The sequence below is a fragment of the Pseudoalteromonas rubra genome (assembly GCF_005886805.2).
In the GTDB taxonomy this organism is placed as follows: Bacteria; Pseudomonadota; Gammaproteobacteria; order Enterobacterales; family Alteromonadaceae; genus Pseudoalteromonas; species Pseudoalteromonas rubra_D.
This window is the reverse complement of record NZ_CP045430.1, coordinates 39,714-61,732: the sequence shown is the minus strand read 5'-3', so window position 1 is coordinate 61,732 and position 22,019 is coordinate 39,714. Positions and strand designations below refer to the sequence as shown.

The following is a 22,019-nucleotide window of genomic DNA, read 5'->3' as shown; positions in this document are numbered from 1 at the left end:
ATATCGGCCACTTCCCACTTAGTTAAATCTGCCAACTGATATCAAATTTAACAGTACGCTCGGCATGAAATGGCGCATCTTCGTCCGCGGTTGTTCTATGAAGGCGGTTGAAGAGGTTTAGCACACCAGCACGCAGTGTCCAGCTTTCATCTATGTACCAATTTAGGTTCAGATCTAAGACCAAGCTTTTGTCCAGTTCGGCTTCACCTGACCCTGGCTGATTTTTTGCCAGTTGATAGGTTAACGCGGGCTTAAACTCGAATGAGTCCCATGCATACTGACCGGATATACTCAGTTTGCGAGGTGCGATATCTGACAGGTAATCACCTTTATCACTCTTTCCTTTTTGATGTGTGTATCCCAGCGTATATGACAGTGTGTCGTTAACTTCGACTTGAGTTAATATTTCCGCCCCCGAAATACTGGCCTGATCCAGATTAAGATAGGTTCTGTCTCCTGACTCCAGCTTTATTCGTTCTATATAATCGTCCAGGCGGGTATGAAAGAGGTTCAGGGTTGTCTTGGCAATTTTGTGGTCGTGGCGATAACTCAACTCAAGCCCCTGGCTGGTTTCAGGGTCAAGTTGCGGGTTACCAATTGTATTCCCTCTGGGAGTGATGCCGTTAAAGTAAAGCTCTGTCAGCGTCGGGAAACGAAATGCGTTGGCATAATTGAGCGACACGCTGTGTGATTGCCACTTTCTGGTTACGCCCAGGCTATGGCTTAGGTGATTATCAGACTTACTGACACCGAAGTTATTGGCAGCAAAGTGATCAAATCGTGCACCAAAGTCTACTCGCCAGCTTTGCTCATCCCAGATACCGTTGATAAACGCCGCGATGTTGTCTTGTTGGCCGTCCAACAAAGTGTTTGTTGTTATATCGTCAGTGGCTTTGAGACTGGTTTCCTGATCTGTAATTGAAACTCCCCGTCTGGCAGTCCAGTCGAGGCCTGCTCTAATTGGCAGCTCGTGCCAGTCAAACTCGTGATATAGGTTCGCGCCGAGAGTATGAGATTGGTATGAGGTCAGATTGTGCCGTTTGCCAATGCGAAGCACATCGCTATCCCAGTTTTGGTAGTGATGGAACACATTGACCAGCCACTGTTTTGATTTCACAGAGACTTGTGCCAAACTATGTAGATCTTCCGGATACATGGCAATCTGGCTGTCAGGATAGGCTACACCATTTTTCCCAACGTCTTTGCTGACGGAGGGCAACCAGGACATATTCAGCTCAATGTCTTCTGTTAGCGCATGACGATATCTGAAGCTGGATGAAAATTGCTCATAGCCATTATTGAGCTCGTCGCCATTGGGAGCATGGCTTCGCTCTTTTTTTCTGTATGCGAAGGCTAGGTTGTAGTTTTCTTTACCCGTAATGGCCAGAATACGGCGGCCATTACCTGTATCTTCATAGCCCAGCTCTAGTGTATCTTGCTCGCCCTGAACAGAGTTCATAGCGATAACACCGCCAATTGCTTCTGATCCATATAGCATGGCTGCCGGGCCTTTTTGCACACTAGCAAGTTGCAGCAAGCCCGGGTCAATAAACGAAGCTGAGTTACCAGCGCGACGGTCGGTCAGGAGGACTATACCATTCACCTCAGTTCTGACTCGCCAGCGGCTTAGACCCCTAATACTATAGCTCTGATAAAGTCCACCCTGGCCATTCAGGGACACCCCCGGAACCTGGACTACCCAATCTGCAATAGTGTTGCTTGCTCCATGCAAATCCTCCTTGCTGACATGAGAAATGTTAATGTTTGTAAATGGCTCTGATGCAAGTAAATTTTTACCGCCTATTACTTCAATGGTTTCAATGGCGCTGCCTTGCGCTGCGATCGTAGATAAAAGTAAAACCTGGATCATGTACTGCTAACCCTAAATTGACTGCTTTGACTCGTTAAGAAATCATTCATATTTGATGAAATTCTGTTATTGTTACAATCAAATGTACCCTTAATTGATAACGGGGTTAAGTTAAATGCGGTGAAACCACATTGTTTGTAACTTTCTACATTTGTGCTTAACTTTATTGACGTTTTGGGGTGTAAACGGTACAACGCTAAACTGACGTATCTGTTTACTTACAATCAATTAAAACTATAACTACTCTTACAAGGGAAAAATATGAAACTCTTACATCCTGTGAGCCTGGCTGTTGCAATCGCACTGGGTGGTGCCAGCTATCTGGCGTATCAAAATGCGCAACCAAGTATCTACGAACAAAAAGCGGACTATCTGGCTGCCAAAGCGGAGAAAAAAGCCAATTCACCAAAACGCTATGACAAACCCAAAGAGGCACAAGAGTTTTATATTTCGCAGCGTTTGCCTAAAGGGGCTGAAACACTGCCTACTGAAAAGTATTCTAAAGCGTTAGAGCACATCAAAACGATGACGCGTTTCTCTTTGGCAGAAAACAGCGTTGTATTTGATTATGCACCACGTTTGAACTCGATAGATGGCGTGAATCGTGAACTGGGTGAATGGGAAGAGTTAGGACCAGGTAACATTGGTGGTCGTACTAGAACGTTGATTATCCACCCGACAGAGCATGACATCATGTATACAGCTGGTGTTGCAGGTGGTGTATGGAAAACGACAGATGCAGGTCAATCATGGCAGCCTCTAAGCGATTTGGCGACCAACCTTGCAGTAACTACGCTGACATTTGCGCCGAATGATCCAAATACAATCTATGCTGGAACGGGCGAAGGCTTCTTCAACGCTGACGCTATTCGTGGTGATGGTATTTTCAAATCGACTGATGGTGGTGCGACCTGGGAGCAGCTAGAGTCAACCGCAGGCAATGAGCTATTCCAGTATACCAACAAGATTGTCTTCAGCAAAAATGACCCTGCGACTTTATATGCTGCTACTCGTGGTGGTGTACAGCGCTCTACAGATAGTGGTGCAAGCTGGGAAACTGTGTTTGTGGCTGAAGCTGCCGCGGTAGGGTGTACTGATCTGACACTGGTTGATGGTGGCGACGCAGACGTGTTGGTTACTGCTTGTGGTTCATTCAGAACCGGTGGAATGCATCGCAGTGCTGATGGTGGTGATAGCTGGTCTTCAGTACTAGAGTTGCCGACTCAAGGCCGTTCAACGATTGCTGTTGCTCCTTCTGATAATAATATCATGTACGCGTTGCTTGCGAATGTCGGCGACCATGGTATGGAAGCGGTTTACAAATCCGAAGACATGGGTTTGACGTGGAATGCGACTGTGACGCGTGATTCTGCAGATACCTACAGCAAATTATTGCTTAGTAATACAGTTTACGGCTTGTTCCCGCAGTGTGGATATGGACCAGATCCTCAATTTTACAACCAGGGTTGGTACGACAATATCATCGCTGTAGATCCATCTAATCCAGACGTAGTGTGGACCGGCGGTATAGATCTATTCCGTTCAGATGATGGTGGACAGTCGTTTGTACCAGCCAGTATCTGGTGGTACGACATGGATCACCCTCTCTATGCACACGCTGACCAACACACACTGGTATTCCACCCAGCATATGATGGCGTTAACAACACAACGATGTTTGTGGGTAACGATGGTGGTATTCAGCGCACAGATAATGCCCTAGATGCGCGCTATGACCTTGCTCAGATCTGTGGTGCGGAAGGTGCGGCTGGCCCTGAAGGCAAAGTGAATTGGACAACGCTTAACAATGGTTATGCGGTTACGCAATTTTATCATGGCACGGTAATGCCTGATGGCACTGCGTACTTTGGCGGTACTCAGGATAATGGTACTTTGCTTGGTAACGACGGCGGCTTCAACGAGTGGCGCGAAATTTCCGGTGGCGACGGTGGTTGGACTGCAGTTGACCCGACAAATCCAAACGTTCTGTTCTCAGAATTCACAGGCTTGTCTATTCAGAAGTCGCTCGATGGTGGTGCGACTTTCAACAGAGCTACTAACGGTATCACTGGTGATGGCTTCCCATTCATTACACGCTTTGAAATGGCGCCTTCTAACCCTCAAGTTCTGTGGATAGGTGGTAACCAACTATGGCGTACAACCAATCAAGCTGAAAGCTGGACAGCAGGCAGCCCTGTATTAGACAGTGCAGTATATGCGATCGGTATCGCTCCACAGGATGAGAATATTGTAGCTGCAGGTACACGCGAAGGTTACATCTACATCAACTACGCTGCAGGTGAAGCAGATGCAGAGCAAGCTTGGCATAGTTTCAAAATAGGTGAAGAAGGTGAGCGTGCGACGATCAGCGCCATCGCGTTCGACCCAACAGATGCTCAGATTGCATATGCAACCGTATCTACGTTTGATCAGGCACATGTGTGGAAAACCACAGATGGTGGTAAGAACTGGATGCCTATTGATAAAAATATTCCAAACGTTCCTGCTACCTCTGTTGCTGTTGATCCAAACAATGCACAACGCGTTATTATCGGTACTGATTTAGGGGTGTTTATCTCTATTGACGGTGGTGAAAACTGGTTTGCAGATGGTTCAGGCCTGGCTAACACCAACATCGCTAAAGTCGCGTTCCACAATAATGAAGTGTTTGCTTTCACTCACGGTCGCAGCGCATATAAAGTTGCCCTGGCGAGTTTTGGTGACGTAGAGCTGAGCACGCAAGAGGATACTGAGTTAAACGTTGCCTCAGCGCTGGTAAGTCGTTTCACAGACAACGCGTTTGTAACGGTTGAGATCACTGAAACGCCTGACTCTGGTATCTTAATGATGGATGGTCAATTACTTGATACTGGTTCTGTTGTTGAGGGAGATGACGTTGCTAAAGTTGTCTATATGCCAAACGCAGATTTCAACGGTGAAGACCACTTTAAGGTAGCAGGTAAAACACAAGGGTCAGATGCTGCTGAAGAGGTCGTTGTTGACTTAACCATTGAAGCTGTGAACGATGCACCAGTATTCGAAGCGATAGAGGACATTCGCTTGACGCTAGGTGAGCAGTTTACTATGGACTTCAATGGCAAGGTATCGGATTCCGATAGTGAAACTATTAAGTTGACTATGGAGTCACAAGTGCCTGGGTTTATATTCAAAGATGGTGTACTAAGTGGCCAGGCTGAAGAAGTGTTTAGTGGCGACGTAGTACTGACAGCATCAGATGGTGAAGTAGAAACAACAACTAGCTTTGTGGTTGATATTGCTGACCGTGCCCCGGTGATTGAGCAGCAGCAGAGATTCGAGGTATTCGAAAATACTCCTGTTGGTACAGTGATTGGACAGCTGGCATTCAGTGACCCGGACGCAGATGTTTCACCAGTGGTAGCATTCCATGTATATGGCGATGATTCGTTCAATATCGATGCTGAGGGTAACATTACCGTTGCCAGAGAACTGGATTTTGAATATCAGGAACTTGTTGTACTCGGTGTGCAGGCTGAAGACAAATACGGTAACCTGTCTAAACACACAACTGTTAATGTGAAAATTAAAGATTTACGTGGTAATGATGATGATAACGATGACGGCGATGCCGGTTCGTTCTCATGGCTAGCATTACTGAGCTTGCCGTTGGCAATGCTTCGCAGAAGACGTAAATAAGTAAAACTTGACGTGAAAAAGGCGGGTCAGCTAATGCTGGCTCGCCTTTTTTATTGATATCAAGTGCCTCACAGTTGGGGTTATCGAGACAATACTCTGCAATTTGAATTACTTTTTATAATAAATTGTTGATAGATTGAGCGAACGATCTATAAAGCACTGGATATTCCAAACTAGGCTGATATAACTATCAATGGATTGAGAAACAGGAATTCGTCACGATGGACAAAACACAACAATTGGATAACGGCGTCATCGCTGAACTACAAAATAAAGATCATTCAGAACAATTAAAGCAGCTGGACAACCTAAGTTGCACCCATGGCGATATTATCGAGCTACTGGCACAATATCTTGCCTTGAGTGAACAAGACGACGATAGTCAATTTGATGCCTGGTATGACGCACTTTGTCAGGATCAGCTAACGGTATTGAAGACGTTTGAAATCTTTAGAGCCCACTATGAGCAGGCTCATTAGATAGAGGTGCCCCGATTGCGGTTAGCGCCTGGGGTGAGCATGCTGGATTACCGAATAGATAAATCGTATTTAGCGATCAGGCTCTCAATGTATTTGTAACGAATGGACATGGGCTTCTCATGCTCCATGTGATGACTCAGCGCGCGATTTAAGAGCTTGAGTGCACCTAGCAGTTCAGTTCTGTGTTCAGCCGGGATATGTGCGGCAGTGCGCTCTTCGGTGAGTGCGTCGACCAATGCCCGGCCTAAGTCAATGTAAACAACTTCTTCAACCAGACCATTTTGGCTGATAACACCGTATTTGCTGCACAGAAATTGTTGCCAGCTTTGTTGCACGTGCTCTGGTAAGTCTTCATTAAAGCGACTGTCCTGACTTATCAGCCCCTGTTGTGCACACTTGGTGAGAGTTTGAATATACTTTTGCTGAAACAGCTCATATGCATGTGTAGATTGCTCAACTTGATGTTTAAGTAATAGCTGGCCCCATTGCTCTGCGCCTCTTGGATAGTATTCTGTGTGCTCAACACATTCATAGAGACCAAGGTACGAGCTACACTTTATTTGATTTTCCAGACTGTAACTGGCATTGGGGAAAATGCAGGTTTCCTGCCAATGAACTAGCTGTTCAGCAGTAATCCGAAGCGTACTGCAAAGCTCTTCTGCACTGAAAAAATGTGTATTCAAATGGTGAGTCAGGCGCATAAATAAAATAACTGGTTTTATATACAGTAATTTCATTTTGGCTGAATTGATTAGGTTAGGCAAGCTGTTTTGTAAATTTTCCATTTTCCCCCTCGGATCTGAGGGGTATTTATGATAAAACTTAGCGCCAAATAATGAATTAAACGATATCCGTATGCGCAACATAGAAACGATAAAAAAAGCCAGTTTAATTACTGCAATTAAAACTCCTTACGATTCACAAGGTGAAATTGACCTTGCATGCTTTGACAAACTTGTAGCAGCTCAGATTGCAGCGGGTGTTGATGGAATTGTCGTTGGCGGCACGACTGGTGAAGGACAGTTAATGAATTGGGAAGAGCATTTGATGCTGATTGCCCATAGTGTTAATAAGTTCTCTGACAAGTTGGTGATTGTCGGTAATACCGGCAGCAACAATACGCGTGAAGCCGTTAAAGCAACCGAGTATGGTTTCGCCTCAGGGATGGATGCCGCATTACAGATCAACCCTTATTATGGTCGTACTTCTGAGGCAGGGCTGACAGAACACTTTGCGCGTTTACTCGATATTGGTCCGGCGTTTATTTATAACGTTCCTGGTCGCACAGGACAGGATCTGACTCCTGAGTTAATAGAGCCCCTTGCTAAGCATGCGAATTTTATTGGGATGAAAGAATGTGCAGGACATGAACGGATCGCACATTACGAGCAAAAGGGGATTGCTTGCTGGTCGGGTAATGATGATCAGGCACATGACAGTCGTCACCAGCACCGGTCACATGGCGTGATTTCAGTCACGTCAAACCTTGTACCGCAGCTGTTCCGCACGCTGATTGATAGCCCAAATGAAACACTGAACACTCAGCTGCAGCCATTGATGAGTTGGTTGTTTTGTGAGCCTAATCCGATTGCTATCAATACTGCGCTCGCCATGACTGGGGCAGCGATGCCTGTTTTTCGTCTGCCTTATGTGCCATTGAGTGAAACCCAGCAAAGGCAAGGGATGGAATTGATCAACCAGCTGGATACTGAAATGGTGGTTGGCGGCAGCGCTGATGTTATCAATCCTGTTGATGTGAAACTATATTAACCCTACACAGGTGACACTAAGCCTGTAAATAGCGTATAATCTGCGGCCCTTCATTATGGTCGCAGGTTTTTGCTATGAATTTTAAGTCTTTCAGTTTTCCCGATGCCTTGTTACAGGCGCTTGATGAATTAAATTTCCATACCCTGACACCGATACAACAAGCGGCTATTCCGGTTGTTCGTCGCGGCCATGACGTACTGGCCACGGCTCAAACCGGCACAGGTAAAACCGCAGCGTTTGCACTGCCTGTGATCCATCGTTTGTTAGAAGGGGAGTCTGTCGGCTCTGCACGGGCCCTTATTCTTGCACCGACACGTGAATTGGCGGAGCAAATCGCCAACAACTGTCAGGCTTTCTGTCAATATACTTCGCTGACTGTTCAGGCCGTATATGGTGGTGTGAATATTGAAGGACAGACACAACGTTTATCTCAGGGAGTCGATATCCTGGTTGCAACACCAGGGCGTTTACTGGATCTAATCCGTCTTGGTGCCGTGAGTCTGGCACAGGTTAAATATCTGGTATTGGATGAAGCAGACCGCATGCTGGATATGGGTTTCGTTGCGGACATGCAAAAAGTCATCGATATGGTTAGTGAGGAGCGGCAGTTATTGCTTTTCTCTGCTACTTTCCCTACAGCTGTTAAACAATTTGCAAAGCAAGTACTTCGCGAGCCTAAATTGGTGCAGGCTGCGAAAGAAAACACCACGGCAGAAACGGTCAGGCATGTTGTTTATCCGGTTGAGCAGAAGCGTAAGCAGGAGCTACTTTCGGAACTAATTGGTAAGAAAAACTGGCTGCAAGTACTGGTCTTTGTGAACATGAAAGATGATGCTGATCAGCTGGTTAAAGAATTGGAACTGGACGGTATCAGTGCCACTGTGTGTCATGGTGATAAAAGTCAGGGAGCACGTCGCCGGGCATTACGTGAGTTTAAGGAAGGAAAAGTAAGAGTCTTAGTAGCTACTGAGGTAGCGGCTCGCGGCATCGATATAGATGGACTGCCTCGCGTAATTAATTTTGATTTACCATACCTTGCTGAAGACTATGTGCACCGAATTGGTCGAACGGGTCGCGCTGGAAATTCCGGTCAGGCGATCTCTTTTGTTGCACGAGAAGAAGAGCAGACCCTGATCCATATTGAAACTTTGATTGGGCAAAAAATACAGCGTTATTACTTGCCGGGTTACGAAGTTGCTAGTCGCGAAAATCTAATTGAAAATCTCGCCAGGAAGCCGTCTCACCAACGTCGTAAAGCGCGAACTAACCGCCCGAGCAATCAGGCCAGTGGTGAAGCTCGAGCCAAAAATCGCTCCAAAATCAGTAATGTGCGTCAGAGACTGAAAGGCGCTCAGCTGAAGTTACAGAAGTAATGTCTCGCGTCAGGTCTGGTTAATAAACCAGACCTGACGATGCATGCTTAGCGATACATTCCCAATTCCGTCCCTTCCTTCTTACAAACGGCCTCAATGGCAGGGTGCCTTGAAATACCACTTAAGTAACGACCCAGATGCTCGAACTGAAGTGGCGGTTTAGCTAGTTCGTCCGCCCAGATACAAAGCATAAATAAATAGCAGTCACAGACTGTGAATTGTTCACCCACCATATAGGTTTTGTCTGCCAAGTGTCTGTCGAGTAAAGTCAGCATATCCTGAACACGAGACTGCTGAGTTCTGACAATATCGTCGTACATCAGTGCACTTTGCGTGTGACGTTCAGGGTAAAAATAGATCATTAGCTCAGCCTGTACTGTTGTGGTTAAGTACATCAGCCATTGATAAAACTCTGCTTTTTGTTTTGCTTCGGTAGGAATTAAATGACCTTCCGGATGTTTTTCACAGAGGTAAAGGCAAATAGCGGCACTTTCAAACAATACAAACTCGTCATCAACCAATGTTGGGATCCGTCCGGTGGGGTTGAGTCGTAAATATTGCGCAGATCTTTGCACATTTTTTTTTCGGTCGACAAGTTCTAGCTGATACGGGACCTGGAGGGCTTCGAGAACAAAATGGGGTGCTAAACTCGCATTGCGTGGATAGTAGAACAGTGTATACATGGTTAGCCTTAAATAGTTTATGTCGTAGGTTTAAAACTCCTTTTCGGCGATTCCTATAGGACTGTAGGACAGCATCGACTATTAAACAAATAGAACCTTGCACATTCGCCAAAAAAAATGCCAGCTTGCGCTGGCATAAATTTGTTAGGGCTGATAATAAATCGGAGAGTTTGGCCCGACTGGCAAGCCGAAACCAAATACCCAGATATAGAAAAGCGCAACCCAACCGATAAAGAAACACATACTGTAAGGCAGCATAGTCGCGACCAGAGTACCTATTCCCATATCCTTTTTATATTTAGTAGCCACGGCCAGTATCAAACCAAAATAGCTCATCATTGGTGTGATCAGGTTTGTTACTGAGTCACCAATACGGTAGGCGGCCTGGATGGTTTCAGGTGCATAACCAACTAACATAAGCATTGGTACGAAGATTGGTGCGGTCACTGCCCATTGTGCTGAAGAAGACCCAAGGCTTAGGTTCACAACAGCACACATCAAAATAAACAGTACAAAGACTTCCGGGCCGGTGAGGTTTAACGCCTGCAGCATAGCTGCGCCATTAATCGCCAGAATCGTGCCCAGGTTTGTCCACTTAAAGAAAGCAACAAATTGAGCAGCAAAAAATACAAGTACAATATACATGCCCATTGAGCTCATGCTTTTACTCATAGCATCAATTACGTCACGATCATTACGCATGGTACCGACTACTCGTCCATAGACAAAGCCAGGAATTGCAAATGTTACAAAAATAAAGACCACGATGCCTTTTAGGAAAGGTGAACCGGCGACAGCACCTGTTTCCGGATGACGTAGAATGCCATTTTCTGGCACTATGGTTAGCGCCAGTAAGGCAGATACAACCAACAAAGCGACGCCAGCCCATTTCAGGCCAGATTTTTCTGTTGCAGTCAGGTGCTCGATATTATTGCTGGACAAATCAATACTGGCCTCGTCAGGGTTGTATTTACCAAGACGCGGCTCAACAATCGCTTCTGTCACCCAGGTACCTACGATAGCAATCAGGAATACAGAGATCATCATGAAATACCAGTTTGCTTCCGGACCAACCTGGTAAGTTGGATCTATCATCTGTGCAGCAGGAGTTGTGATCCCTGCAAGCAGCGGATCTATGGTGCCTAACAGTAAGTTTGCGCTGTAACCACCAGAAACCCCGGCAAATGCAGCTGCGAGACCGGCTAGCGGGTGGCGACCAAGGCTATGGAAGATCATGGCGGCAAGTGGGATTAAAACAACATAACCCAGCTCCGATGCGGTATTGGAGAGAATGGCGGCAAACACGACCATGAAAGTGACTAAACGCTTGGATGCGCCCATTACCATGCCACGCATAGCAGCAGAAAGCATACCTGAATGCTCGGCAACACTCACACCTAATAATGCAACCAGTACTGTGCCCAATGGCGCAAATCCAGTGAAATTGGTAACTAGGCCAGTGACGATACGCTGTAGACCTTCTGCACTCATCAGGCTAACTACCTCAATCACCCCATCTGGTGCTCTACCTTTAGCGCCCTCGGGGCGTGGGTCTATGGCACTGAGACCCATCCAGTCGGCGATGCCACTAAATATAACAATGGCGACACAGAACATGGCAAACAGGGTGATAGGGTGGGGCAACATGTTACCCAGGAACTCAACCGTCGCTAAAAAGCGGTTAAACAGGCCGCCTTGTTTTTGCTGTGGGTTGGATTGATCAGCTGACGTCTCTACAGCCTTCGACATAGCAAATTTCTCAATTATAAAAAATGCCGTTACTCTACCACCAATCGGGCATTTGTTTTATAGCTACGCGTTAATTTTGAAAAATTCTGAGACAAAATGAGTAAAACTGCCATTTGTACCGACAAATACAGGTTACTCTTTAGACTCATTAGCCATTTGATAGATAAAGTTAAGTTTGTTGATAAAATCTTCTTTGTTTTTTTCGTGCTGGTAATCGAGGTGATAGGTATTGTGAAACCCAAACCTGAGTAGCAGCGCACTGCCTTCTAAATATATTGTGTAACCATCCGGGTCTGAGTATGCTCGGATCCCTTCGAACAATTTGCCGTTCTCATCGGCATTGCCGTGTTGTTGGATGTATTCGTAAACGGCCAGGATTTGGCGACTGTCTAAATCGTTTTTCATCTTACGCTCCTGTTGTGTGCATTGGCGTGCAAGTCTACTCAAACCAAGTTTGACTGACCGGTTAATATGAAGTCAACCGAACTAGTTTCACTCTAACTTAAGCTGTGGCAGGATCAATGCCTAAGCTCATATTTTTGGAGTAGTTTTGCAATTACATTTTTTAGGGACCTCGTCAGGCAGCCCGAGCCAGAGCAGAAATGTCTCTGCAACAGGCGTCAGTTTTGAGAAAACCAAGTCCTGGTTGCTGGTGGATTGTGGTGAAGCCACTCAGCACCAACTTCTAAAATCGACCTTGTCTCCTTATCATTTGAGTGTGATTTGTATTAGTCACGTCCATGGTGACCATTGTTATGGCTTGCCGGGGTTACTGGCGTCGATGGCCATGTCAGGCAGGGTTGAACCTGTTTGCCTTATTGCACCGCAGGCCGTTATCCAGTTTGTCATGTCGACGCTGACACTTACCCAGGTCACACTGCCGTTTGACTTACATACGATGGCAATAGAGCAAAGCGATCATTCTATTACTGTCGGTTTTTGCCATATCGAAATCATTCCCCTTAAGCACCGGGTACCGAGTTTTGGTTTTAAGATTAAAGAAACCCTGATCCCTCGAAAACTTCGGGTTAAACAATTGCAGCTCGAAGGTGTTGCGAGTGGGGCGCACTATAACTTGTTACAAAAAGGCGTGGACGTGATTTATAAAGGCCGACATTTGTCCGCTGCGTCGTATGCGTTTCCTAGTTGGCGTCCAAGGGTCGTGATTATTTGTGGTGATAACGAAAAGCCCACTTTATTGTCACCCTATTGCGGCGACATCGATATGCTAGTTCACGAGGCAACATTTACTCACCCAGACCTTATGAGAGTTGGCACACACACCGGTCACAGTGACGCCAAGCGTGTTGCATTGTTTGCCCAACAACACAATGTACCCGCTTTGACACTTACCCATTTCAGTGTTCGTTATCATGGTGAAGGGATGCTCGACGACGTAGAGCATGAAGCCAGAGCACATTATCAGGGGACGCTGCGTCTGGCTGAGGACTTTTTGGTTGTGACTATGCCAAAGCAATTACTTTCTGAGTGAGCAAAATAGTCCCCAGTCTTGTTCTACCTGATTGGCGTAGAGGTTTGCTGCGTTAAGTAGCTCGGCTCTGGCCACGGGTAAAATATCAGCAACGACTTGTTGAAACATCAATGAGCGACGATCGCCACGCATATGTGCGTAAGCCAGTGCTGTAGCGCAGGCTTCAGCATATTGGCTTAAGCCGTTTCTCTGTGCTGCGCGTTTGCCAAGCACAATATGCTCGGGATCAATGCCAACACGTGCATGATGACGAGAGCGCACCAGCCAGTGAGTACCTTGCCACAGAGCATCGTCCAAAACCAGGTCAGGCCGACGTTGCATCTTGCGTTGACAGTTAACGGTGAGGTGAGCGTGATTAAGCCGGTTTGTTGGACTTAGATCGGTGTAATAGTGCAATGGTGCGGCAAGTTGTTGCTGTTTGACTTCGACAATATGATACAACTCTGCAGATGAGCAAAATTTAGGGCCTACGAGCAGGTAATAACGTTTTAAGTTGTTTGATCCTGTTCCGGCGTCCAGGCGTTCAACGCAGTCGATAATCTCATCGTCGACATAAGGCCGGAAATATTCGAGCAGTGTAGTGCGAAAATCTTCATGTAGCCGTGAAAACTTTTCATCGGCTTCCTTAAATCTGAGCGGAGGATTGTTTAAGTCAACCTCTTTCGCCAGGCTGCTTTTGAGGTTGAAGGCTGCGCCTCCAACCAGACGCTGTAAGCCTTTTTGCCAGCGTTTATGTAAAATGTGCTCCTGACTGAACTCAGTAAGTGCGCTTTGATTATTGTTTTCCCCGCGCAACGACGCTTCACAAGTCGCTACATAGCTGTCGATGAAGGTGTGCTGGGCCTGAAGCACTTGCGCTTTATCTGCCAGGGGTTTTTGTCTGAGCTTTAGGTCTTCGCTTGTGCTCTGTAGCAGGGCGCCTTCTTGCTGGGCCAGAGGTAAGCTGACAAGAAATCGAAACAAGTCCCAAACTGCATGGCCAACACAGGCGTCATCAAAGTCGTTAGGTGAAAAAACCAATGTTTCGCCATGTGAACCTTCTTCACTTAAAAAGCCAAAATTACTGGCGTGGCAATCACCGAGCACATTGGTGAGGGGAAGTTCAAAAAGGGACTGAGGCAATGCAATGACGTCATTTGCCATATCCCGGTACATCAACGGAGCACTGCCGCGGAAAAAGCGAAATGCGCTGGCGGCCATTTTGCTGTGCTTGGGCAACGCCATGTTAGGGTGAGTGCCATCATGCTGGTCAAAGTACTGACCGAGTACATCTGCTCTTTCCATTAGTCCTTCCTCTTGTGTTTGATACCTAAATGCTCTTTTGCCAGTCTGACCACATTCGGGTCTACCGGTGGGGGAGTTGTATCTACCCCTTCACTAAGTGTTTTTACAAGCGTTTTCAATACTTCCACTCGGGTATACCATTTATGTTCTCCGAGTACCAGATGCCAGGGGGCCTGTTGGGTGTCGGTTTGGGCAAACATGTCATCTATGGCTTGCTCATAATCGTCACGCCTGTTGCGGTTGCGAATATCTTCTTCAGTTAGTTTCCAGCGTTTGTAAGGATTATTGAGACGTTCTTCAAAGCGCTTAAGCTGTTCTTCGGCGCTGATATGCAAGAACAACTTAACGACTTTTACCTTGTCGTCATAGAGAAGGCGTTCAAATTCATTAATTTCCTGATAGGCGCGTTGCCATTCATTCCGGGTGGCAAACGCTTCAATGCGTTCGACTAATACCCGGCCGTAGTAGGAGCGATCAAAAATGGTCAGGGTGCCTGCTTTTGGCAGTTTATTGTAAAAACGATAGAGATAATGTTTACTTTGTTCTTCTGGTTTTGGCGCGCTGATGGGAAATACTTGATAACCTCTTGGATCAAGTCGTTCGGTAATGCGACGAATTGCACCGCCTTTTCCGGCTGCGTCCCAGCCTTCGAACACGATCAATGCGCGGCGACCCTGATGGTAATAGGCTTGTTGTACATGTAATAGCTCATTTTGCCAGTACTTTAGCGCTCGTCGATACGCTTTCTTATCATCCAATGCCGGATGTTCCATGGGGGCTTTGACCGACATCTGGCGATTTAGCAGCACACTTAACTTAGGTTCAATATTCACAGCTGTACCTCATTGGCAGTTTCACTGTCATGACCGCAATACGTTGTCAGCTACACAACATCTACGCTAGCTTACATAAATGACAGTTTCGTTAAGGTTGTAGGACGATAGCTAAAAACGTAGCCTGAAATGCGTGCCTGGACAACCTGAGTATTACTGCATACTGACATAGTTTTTAATGCGTGGGATTGATCTGACAGAGGAAATAGCTTGTTCAGACAATAAGTAAAGCAGTCGAACGACTCAGGCAAAAAAAAGCAGTCGAACGACTGCTTTGACAAGTTACTGTGATAGCTTGCTTAACGCGCGTTAGTACTTTCAAAAATCTTGTCAGCTGATGCTGCAACAAAGCCTGTGTAGATCTCGCCATCTGGTTTATTGTAGCGCAGGGCAAATTCATAAAAACAGCTTGGGATGCTGAATTCACCGTCGCTGAAAGCAACCGCATGCTGGTCAGCAAGCGTAGAAGATTGCTCAAGTAACACTTCTGGTGAACCTTTGATTTCGCCACCTGATGCGTTCAATTCAAATTTGGCATCTTTCAGAGCCTGGTTAACGGCCTCGATGGTTTCAAAGTTAGCCAGGTGATTGATGCTCACCGTGAAGTGGTTTGCACGGTAGCCCCAGGCTGCCATCCATGCTGCATATTCAGACTCAGCCAAAAGTTGTTTGTAGGTTTCATGGCTAACTTGCCAATGCGTGCCTGAATATAGGAAGTTTTCAGCGCTAACTGCTTGCTCATCGATTTGTTCGACCAGCTCGTTAACGATAGCTTGCAGCTCAGGTGAACACTTTTCTACCAGAAGCTCAGAAATGAATACTTTTGGTTTAGTCGGATCGCTGTGCTCAAAGTGTTTGGCGTATAACTTTTTGGCTTCGAAGTGATATTCACCGCATTCTGTATAGCCCACCGCTTTGAAATGCGCAGCCAGCTTTTCCAGACCAATTTTCTCATGGTTAAAGGTACGCAGAGCAATGTGGTCGTTGATCACATCATCTTGTTGCGTAGAGCCAAGTAGTTCATGGACCTTTACGGCTGATGGAGTAACTTCAAGGTAGTTATTCCATAGTTTTTCAAATAAGCTATCTACATTGTTGTGCATAATGACAATCCTTAAAAAGGCGGCTTAGCCGCGTTAAATATTACGACTAAGCACGACGCAATTGTTTAATTCGGTTGGAACATCAGGTTAGTGCAAAATGTGTTTTACTGCCCTGACGCTCGAAAGTATTTCACAGTAAGAATCCGCTGATCTCTTCACCGTCGACAATCTTCAGTGCAGATGCAATGTCGGCAGTGATCCTGAATGAGCTGCTTTTAGCACACCAGCTGACACGAGTATCAAAGGTGGCGCGAAAATCTGCTAAACGACAATTGGATACTGACCAGGTTTCACCATTCACGGTGTCTAATTCACCTGACTCCACAATTTGTGCTTTGCCACGTTTGGTTTCTCGTACTGTTTTAATGTTATGTAATCTGGACTCGACGGTAGGGCCAGCATCAAACAGATCTACGTAGCCCCGATGTTCAAAGCCTTCTTTTTCCAGCAGGCGCAGGGCAGGCTTAGTTTTCTCGTGTACCTGACCTATGACAGCTTGCGCTTTTTTGCTAAGCAAGTTGGCATAAATTGGGTATTTAGGCATCAGTTCACTGATGAATACTTTGTCTCCTAGTCCAACCAGGTGGTCCGCTTGCGGGAATTCGATGCTGAAGAAATGTTCCTGTAGCCATTGCCAGAAAGGAGAGTGTCCATCTTCATCGCTGACACCACGCATCTCTGCAATCACCGTATCGCTGAAACGGTCGGCATGTAATGCCATAAAGTTAAAACGAGAGCGAGATAAAAAACGACCAGCAAGACCCTGACGAAACGCTTCCCTGAGGAAAAGTGTACAGATCTCGGATGCACCAGTATAATCATTACACATACTCAGAATATCTACTGTGTTGTAAACATTCAGAGTGCGTGAATGGTGGACTGTTTTGCCCAAATGATAGTGGTACAAAGGTGTTTGCATACCAACCGCGGCTTCTATCGCAGTTGTGCCCAGGATCTCACCCGTGTCACTGTCTTCAAGGACAAATAAATAGCCTTCGTCCTGCGGTTGCTTAACTGTTTTATCAAAGCTCTGCTCTGAGCGTACAATTTTACTGCTCAGCAAATCATCGTCTACCGGCAGCGACGTGAATCCATGACCAGATTCAATCGCAATGGTTTTCAAAGCTGCAAAGTCTTTGTTTGAAATGGGTCTGAGTACTTGCATAATTTGAACAGGGCGCAGGGGCGCCCTTCATAATTAACCGTTTACAACATCCGCTACAGCCAGCTCAAAGCGAGCCAGACCAGCCTGGATATCTTCATCCGGGATGACCAAAGAAGGTGTGAAGCGAACAACATTGGTACCTGCAACCAGTGCCATCAAGCCATGTTTACCGCTGGCAACCAGGAAGTCTCGGGCACGGCCGTTAAATTTGTCATTCAACACAGCGCCAAGCAACAAACCTTTACCGCGTACTTCGCTAAATACATTGTATTTTTCATTAATGGCAGCCAAACCATCGCGGAATAGTTGTTCTTTACGCTTTACATCAGACAGCAGCTGCACGTCGTTGACAGTGTCAAATGCTGCTTCTGCAACAGCACATGCCAACGGGTTGCCGCCATACGTTGAGCCATGAGTACCAATTTTCAGGTGCTTAGCGATTTCCTTTGTTGTTAGCATTGCGCCAATTGGGAAACCACCACCTAGTGCTTTGGCTGTGGTCAGGATATCTGGAGTGACGTTAAGACCCTGGTAGGCATAAAGATCACCTGTGCGTCCAACACCCGTTTGTACTTCGTCAAAGATCAACAACGCGTTGTGCTTGTCACACAGTTCACGGACACCTTGAATAAACTCGCTCGTTGGTGGGATAATACCGCCTTCACCTTGCAGCGGTTCCATCATAACCGCACAAGTCTTATCAGAGATAAGCTTAGCGAAGGTCTCAAGATCGTTGTAATCAACGTGTGTGACATCTTGCGGCTTAGGACCGAAACCATCTGAGTATGCTGCCTGGCCACCTACGGTGACGGTAAAGAAGGTACGACCATGGAAGCCTTTGTTGAAGGCGATGATTTGTGTCTTTTCTTCTGAGTAATTATCAATGGCCCAGCGACGTGCCAGCTTCAATGCTGCTTCGTTTGCTTCGGCCCCTGAGTTTGCAAAGTAAACTTGCTCACCAAAGGTTGCGTCAGTGAGTTTTTTCGCCAGGCGAAGGGCTGGTTCGTTAGTCATAACGTTAGACAGGTGCCAAATTTTCTCACCTTGCTCTTTCAACGCGTTGACGAGTGCGGGGTGACAATGACCAAGGCAGTTTACGGCGATACCCCCAGCGAAATCGATGTACTCGTCGCCTTTTTGGTCCCAAACACGTGAACCCTTACCTTTAACTGGGATTACTTCAGACGGATTGTAGTTAGGTACCATAACTTCGTTAAACAGTTCGCGATTCACTTGCATGACGACTTCCTCTTTAAAAAACTTTACATCTCAGGGTTGAATTAAGCGCCCATCTGCAACAGACAAACTCGCTTTCCCCGCTTTTTTGTCATTATTACGCGTTGTGTTGTCAATTTGCAGTGCAAAAATAAATAAAATGATTAAAATAACAGTCAAAATGACGATTTAAGTTTTCACAATGATCCATTCACAAGACGAACGTTTACTTTCTGAGCTGAGGAAAAATGCCCGTGCCAGCATCTCAGAGCTCGCACGGATTCTGGATATGTCCAGAACCACAGTGCAAAGTCGATTGCAAAAACTAGAGCATAGTGGTGTTATTCAGGGTTACAGTGTTGAACTGGGCAGGCAGTATCAGGAATCTCAGGTTGCGGCCCATGTCTCTATTAAGGTCCGCCAAAAGCTGACTGCGCAAACAAATAATGCGCTGAAGCAAATTAACAACATTTCAGCTTTATATGCCATCAGTGGTGAATACGACATGATTGCAGAAGTTGAGGCGCAAAGCCTGGAGCAACTCAGTCAGTTGCTCGATGACATAGGGAACCTTGAAGGCGTTGAGCGGACAACGTCGTCGGTGATTTTAGAGACTAAGTTTAAGCGCTGAGGGGAGCCCACAACGTTAGCTGGACTCCGGCAGCCATACGCTAGTACCGGTGGATGCAATGTGGTTCATATTGCTTTTCAGTACTTTGTTGCCGACGCGACTGGAGGTTTCCGGGCGGCTGACCAGGTATCCTTGTACGCAGCGGATCCCCATTTGCTTGACCAACTCAAATTGGTCGACCTGTTCAACACCCTCAGCCACAATTTTAAGGTCAAGTTGTGCACCCAGCTCACTGATTGAATTAAGGATCTTGTAGTATTTAGGGTTGTCTTTGGCTTGTGAAATAAACAGTTTGTCAATTTTAATGACGTCTATTGGCAGATCTGCAAGCGTGCTGAGTGAACTAAATCCGGTGCCAAAGTCATCGATAGCAATAGTCACACCGGCAGAGCGACAACGCTCGAGCTGAGCAATGATCTCATTACTGGCGGTTATGAGTGTTGATTCGGTGATTTCAAGCATCAAAGAAGTGGGTGGTAAGCCTGTTTTTTCTAACGCAGCCATTACCCAATCAAAAATAGCGCGATGCTTGAGTTGAATCCCAGAGACGTTTACTGAAATTCTCACTCGCTTCATACCTGCATTGTGCCAGGCGGACATTTGCCGACAAGATTCTAGCAGGATCCAGTCTCCCAGATCCAAAATCAGGTTGGATTCTTCCGCAATGGGAATAAACTCAGACGGCGGGATCAGGCCTTCAATGGGGTGGTGCCATCTGGCGAGCGCTTCAAAGTAGTCAATGGAGCAATCTTCAACATGCACAATTGGTTGGAATGATAGATGAAAATTCTGAGAAGCAATGGCCAGACGTAATTCTTCCAGCAGGTAATGGTAGCGGCGGATTTTATTGCCCATTTCCGGGGAGTAAACGCGGAAAATTCCGCGACCATCTGTTTTGGCTCGGTACATAGCGACATCAGACATTTGTAGCAATGCATTCGGCGTCGCTGCACTGTCGGGGTATACGGCAATACCGATACTGGCGCTGATTTTTACAAGTTTATTGCCAAGGACAAAATCGCGTTCAATTTCCCCAAGTATGGTTTGCGCTACTTCAGTGCAAAAGCCAGTGTCTTTGAGTTCCGGGATAAAAATAGAAAACTCGTCTCCGCCGAGTCTGGACAGGTTTTGATCGAGCCCATGCACGGCATGCAGTGCTTGCAATTGGTATTGGCGTACAACCTGGCACAAACGCTCGGCAACCTGGATGAGTATTTCATCGCCAAAACTATGCCCGAATGAATCATTAACTTGCTTAAAACCATCCAGGTCGATAAACAATAGACCACATTTACTTTGCTGCTGTTCTGCCATGGCTAACTCGTTACTGATGTGTTCGATATAGGCATGGCGGTCTATCAGCTTTGTTAGTTTGTCCTGAAAGACATGGCTGTCGGTTTTAATTTTGATACGTTGAATATTACTTGCAATGGTATGAACAGCGTGGCTGATCTGAGCAACAGAGCCACCGATCGGCAAGGCTTTGTAATCAATTTCGAGGCCGCTAATTATGTCTTTGAGATCTCGGTCAATGTCTGTAAGTGCTTTAGCTCGGGCATGTTGTTGTCTTAACTCTCGCAGCCTGTTTAGTGTTAAGAGCAGCATCACCATAATAAGCAGCAGCAAGACTGGGGAAGAAAATACACGTTTCATGACCTGCTTTACGGGGGCTGAGGTAAATTCTGATTGATCGTGCTTCAGCAATACATGTGTTTCGTTTTTTACCAACAAAAACCGCTGATCAGCAAACAGGAAAGCATACCAGGGCGTATGTTCTGACTGGGAGTTGGTGGGTTGATTATATACCGCCATAGTGGTGCGACCAGTCTGGATGTCGACCACGTGTTTTGTAAACAGCAAGCTAACGACGATGCCAATCACTACAAAACAGACAATACAGGTTGCTATATTTTTAAAAACACTTTGCATGATTGAGCGTATCCACCTACCTAAAGAAATTCGTCCCTGCCAGGAGCAGTAAGTATACTATAAATAAGCCCTAAGTATGACATGTTTTACACCTAATTGATGGTGGTTTCAATCGCAGCTCAGTGCTCGCATATATTCTAATAAATTAATACAGCTGTGGTGTGTTTAAGATCAAGTATCAATTAAATTCACTTTACACGAGAATAGTTCTCACCTAACTTTTTAACAAGTTTTGGCGCGTTTATTGCCCGTATACTAATATACAGGCAGTTGTGCCAGCTTTCTAAGTGAAAATCACCATATTAGTGCAAGGCTGGACTGTCACTGCACTGTAATGAAGCGTACACACTGTACGCAGACAATAAGCAATTATGCTTTGTAGTTTCACAGCAACCGTTAGTCTAGCTGTAACGGGCACGGCACTGTGGCAAGGATAAACAACCTAGCGGTTTTTTGGAGCCCACAATGTTAACTAAGCGTTTTTTCAAAACAAAAAACGAAGCAGAAGTCACGTTTGAAATCACTCATCCTGAAGCAATCAAGGTGGAACTCGTTGCAGAGTTTAACGATTGGCAGCCTTTAACGATGAAATTTAATAAAAAAGACAAACGATTTAAGCTAAAACACCGCTTACCAACAGGGCAAGAGTATCATTTCAGGTATTTGATCAATGGCGAGCATTGGGACAACGATGACCAGGCAGACGGCTATGTGCCTAATGGCTTTGGTACGCAAAACAGCGTCGTAGATACTCACAAGCTGGCTTAA

The 22,019-nt window shown here is 46.0% G+C and carries 18 protein-coding genes; 7 read left to right on the top strand and 11 right to left on the bottom strand.

Translation table 11 applies throughout. The features are described 5' to 3' along the window. Positions 1-22 precede the first annotated feature (22 nt). Complete coding sequence (locus CWC22_RS19825; RefSeq protein WP_138537911.1) at positions 23-1,870, bottom strand: TonB-dependent receptor; 1,848 nt, start codon at positions 1,868-1,870, stop codon at positions 23-25. Between the two features lie 261 nt (positions 1,871-2,131). Here CWC22_RS19825 and CWC22_RS19820 point away from each other — a divergent pair, with 261 nt between their 5' ends. Together CWC22_RS19820 and CWC22_RS19815 are read left to right on the top strand one after the other, a co-directional pair. Beyond that, entirely contained in the window at positions 2,132-5,545 is a 3,414-nt protein-coding gene (locus tag CWC22_RS19820; RefSeq protein WP_125557882.1) for a rhombosortase-dependent cadherin domain-containing protein, read from the top strand. A 221-nt stretch (positions 5,546-5,766) separates the two neighbouring features. Continuing rightward, positions 5,767-6,024 (top strand): hypothetical protein, encoded by a 258-nt coding sequence (locus CWC22_RS19815; RefSeq protein ID WP_010381100.1) that lies wholly within the window; start codon positions 5,767-5,769, stop codon positions 6,022-6,024. Positions 6,025-6,071: 47 nt separating this feature from the next. Here the strand turns inward: CWC22_RS19815 and CWC22_RS19810 are convergent, their stop codons facing one another. After that, entirely contained in the window at positions 6,072-6,725 is a 654-nt protein-coding gene (locus tag CWC22_RS19810; RefSeq protein WP_138538024.1) for a DUF6058 family natural product biosynthesis protein, read from the bottom strand. Positions 6,726-6,879: 154 nt separating this feature from the next. On the opposite strand from CWC22_RS19810, the gene dapA reads away from it, so the two are divergent. Next, the gene (gene dapA / locus CWC22_RS19805; RefSeq protein WP_138537910.1) at positions 6,880-7,794 is read left to right on the top strand and encodes a 4-hydroxy-tetrahydrodipicolinate synthase; all 915 of its coding nucleotides are present in this window, start codon (positions 6,880-6,882) and stop codon (positions 7,792-7,794) included. Positions 7,795-7,868: 74 nt separating this feature from the next. Further along, positions 7,869-9,167, top strand: a complete 1,299-nt coding sequence (locus CWC22_RS19800; RefSeq protein ID WP_138537909.1) for a DEAD/DEAH box helicase — start codon at positions 7,869-7,871, stop codon at positions 9,165-9,167. A gap of 47 nt (positions 9,168-9,214) precedes the next feature. Here CWC22_RS19800 and CWC22_RS19795 read toward each other — a convergent pair whose 3' ends face one another. From CWC22_RS19795 to CWC22_RS19785, 3 genes are all read right to left on the bottom strand, one after another. Then, entirely contained in the window at positions 9,215-9,850 is a 636-nt protein-coding gene (locus tag CWC22_RS19795) for a glutathione S-transferase family protein (RefSeq protein WP_010381105.1), read from the bottom strand. 144 nt (positions 9,851-9,994) lie between these two features. Beyond that, complete coding sequence (locus tag CWC22_RS19790) at positions 9,995-11,599, bottom strand: AbgT family transporter (RefSeq protein ID WP_010381107.1); 1,605 nt, start codon at positions 11,597-11,599, stop codon at positions 9,995-9,997. Positions 11,600-11,731: 132 nt separating this feature from the next. Then, positions 11,732-12,004 (bottom strand): DUF3081 domain-containing protein, encoded by a 273-nt coding sequence (locus tag CWC22_RS19785; protein ID WP_138537908.1) that lies wholly within the window; start codon positions 12,002-12,004, stop codon positions 11,732-11,734. 145 nt (positions 12,005-12,149) lie between these two features. Here CWC22_RS19785 and CWC22_RS19780 point away from each other — a divergent pair, with 145 nt between their 5' ends. Continuing rightward, complete coding sequence (locus CWC22_RS19780; protein ID WP_138537907.1) at positions 12,150-13,091, top strand: ribonuclease Z; 942 nt, start codon at positions 12,150-12,152, stop codon at positions 13,089-13,091. On the opposite strand, the gene CWC22_RS19775 is transcribed toward CWC22_RS19780, so the two are convergent. From CWC22_RS19775 to CWC22_RS19755, 5 genes are all read right to left on the bottom strand, one after another. Continuing rightward, positions 13,077-14,375 carry a DUF2252 family protein gene (locus CWC22_RS19775; RefSeq protein WP_138537906.1) on the bottom strand — a complete coding sequence of 433 codons (1,299 nt, stop codon included), beginning with the start codon at positions 14,373-14,375 and terminating at the stop codon, positions 13,077-13,079. The genes CWC22_RS19780 and CWC22_RS19775 overlap by 15 nt on opposite strands. Next, on the bottom strand, positions 14,375-15,166 hold the full coding sequence (locus CWC22_RS19770) for a polyphosphate kinase 2 family protein (RefSeq protein ID WP_138538023.1): 792 nt from the start codon (positions 15,164-15,166) through the stop codon (positions 14,375-14,377). The genes CWC22_RS19775 and CWC22_RS19770 overlap by 1 nt, the downstream gene beginning before the upstream one ends. A 341-nt stretch (positions 15,167-15,507) precedes the next feature. Further along, positions 15,508-16,311: a DUF1338 domain-containing protein gene (locus CWC22_RS19765; RefSeq protein ID WP_125557078.1), complete on the bottom strand. Its 804-nt coding sequence runs from the start codon at positions 16,309-16,311 to the stop codon at positions 15,508-15,510. A 130-nt stretch (positions 16,312-16,441) separates the two neighbouring features. Beyond that, positions 16,442-17,476 (bottom strand): arginine N-succinyltransferase, encoded by a 1,035-nt coding sequence (gene astA, locus CWC22_RS19760; RefSeq protein ID WP_138537905.1) that lies wholly within the window; start codon positions 17,474-17,476, stop codon positions 16,442-16,444. 33 nt (positions 17,477-17,509) lie between these two features. Next, the gene (locus CWC22_RS19755; RefSeq protein WP_125557074.1) at positions 17,510-18,715 is read right to left on the bottom strand and encodes an aspartate aminotransferase family protein; all 1,206 of its coding nucleotides are present in this window, start codon (positions 18,713-18,715) and stop codon (positions 17,510-17,512) included. A 178-nt stretch (positions 18,716-18,893) separates the two neighbouring features. Here CWC22_RS19755 and CWC22_RS19750 point away from each other — a divergent pair, with 178 nt between their 5' ends. Then, a complete protein-coding gene (locus tag CWC22_RS19750) occupies positions 18,894-19,322 on the top strand; it encodes an Lrp/AsnC family transcriptional regulator (protein ID WP_010381122.1) in 429 nt (142 codons plus the stop codon). 15 nt (positions 19,323-19,337) lie between these two features. Here CWC22_RS19750 and CWC22_RS19745 read toward each other — a convergent pair whose 3' ends face one another. Beyond that, entirely contained in the window at positions 19,338-21,251 is a 1,914-nt protein-coding gene (locus CWC22_RS19745; protein WP_138537904.1) for a putative bifunctional diguanylate cyclase/phosphodiesterase, read from the bottom strand. A gap of 465 nt (positions 21,252-21,716) precedes the next feature. Between CWC22_RS19745 and CWC22_RS19740 the strand changes: the two genes are divergently transcribed. After that, complete coding sequence (locus CWC22_RS19740; protein WP_010381125.1) at positions 21,717-22,019, top strand: isoamylase early set domain-containing protein; 303 nt, start codon at positions 21,717-21,719, stop codon at positions 22,017-22,019.

What these genes read in the sequence shown, in the direction of transcription:
- CWC22_RS19750 (WP_010381122.1), top strand. Translation starts at nt 18,894, where the DNA reads ATGATCCATTCACAAGACGAACGTTTACTTTCTGAGCTGAGGAAAAAT.
- CWC22_RS19825 (WP_138537911.1), bottom strand. Translation starts at nt 1,870, where the DNA reads ATGATCCAGGTTTTACTTTTATCTACGATCGCAGCGCAAGGCAGCGCC.
- CWC22_RS19770 (WP_138538023.1), bottom strand. Translation starts at nt 15,166, where the DNA reads ATGTCGGTCAAAGCCCCCATGGAACATCCGGCATTGGATGATAAGAAA.
- CWC22_RS19795 (WP_010381105.1), bottom strand. Translation starts at nt 9,850, where the DNA reads ATGTATACACTGTTCTACTATCCACGCAATGCGAGTTTAGCACCCCAT.
- CWC22_RS19800 (WP_138537909.1), top strand. Translation starts at nt 7,869, where the DNA reads ATGAATTTTAAGTCTTTCAGTTTTCCCGATGCCTTGTTACAGGCGCTT.
- CWC22_RS19775 (WP_138537906.1), bottom strand. Translation starts at nt 14,375, where the DNA reads ATGGAAAGAGCAGATGTACTCGGTCAGTACTTTGACCAGCATGATGGC.
- CWC22_RS19790 (WP_010381107.1), bottom strand. Translation starts at nt 11,599, where the DNA reads ATGTCGAAGGCTGTAGAGACGTCAGCTGATCAATCCAACCCACAGCAA.
- dapA (WP_138537910.1), top strand. Translation starts at nt 6,880, where the DNA reads ATGCGCAACATAGAAACGATAAAAAAAGCCAGTTTAATTACTGCAATT.
- CWC22_RS19810 (WP_138538024.1), bottom strand. Translation starts at nt 6,725, where the DNA reads ATGCGCCTGACTCACCATTTGAATACACATTTTTTCAGTGCAGAAGAG.
- CWC22_RS19785 (WP_138537908.1), bottom strand. Translation starts at nt 12,004, where the DNA reads ATGAAAAACGATTTAGACAGTCGCCAAATCCTGGCCGTTTACGAATAC.
- CWC22_RS19765 (WP_125557078.1), bottom strand. Translation starts at nt 16,311, where the DNA reads ATGCACAACAATGTAGATAGCTTATTTGAAAAACTATGGAATAACTAC.
- CWC22_RS19755 (WP_125557074.1), bottom strand. Translation starts at nt 18,715, where the DNA reads ATGCAAGTGAATCGCGAACTGTTTAACGAAGTTATGGTACCTAACTAC.
- CWC22_RS19820 (WP_125557882.1), top strand. Translation starts at nt 2,132, where the DNA reads ATGAAACTCTTACATCCTGTGAGCCTGGCTGTTGCAATCGCACTGGGT.
- astA (WP_138537905.1), bottom strand. Translation starts at nt 17,476, where the DNA reads ATGCAAGTACTCAGACCCATTTCAAACAAAGACTTTGCAGCTTTGAAA.
- CWC22_RS19815 (WP_010381100.1), top strand. Translation starts at nt 5,767, where the DNA reads ATGGACAAAACACAACAATTGGATAACGGCGTCATCGCTGAACTACAA.
- CWC22_RS19745 (WP_138537904.1), bottom strand. Translation starts at nt 21,251, where the DNA reads ATGCAAAGTGTTTTTAAAAATATAGCAACCTGTATTGTCTGTTTTGTA.
- CWC22_RS19740 (WP_010381125.1), top strand. Translation starts at nt 21,717, where the DNA reads ATGTTAACTAAGCGTTTTTTCAAAACAAAAAACGAAGCAGAAGTCACG.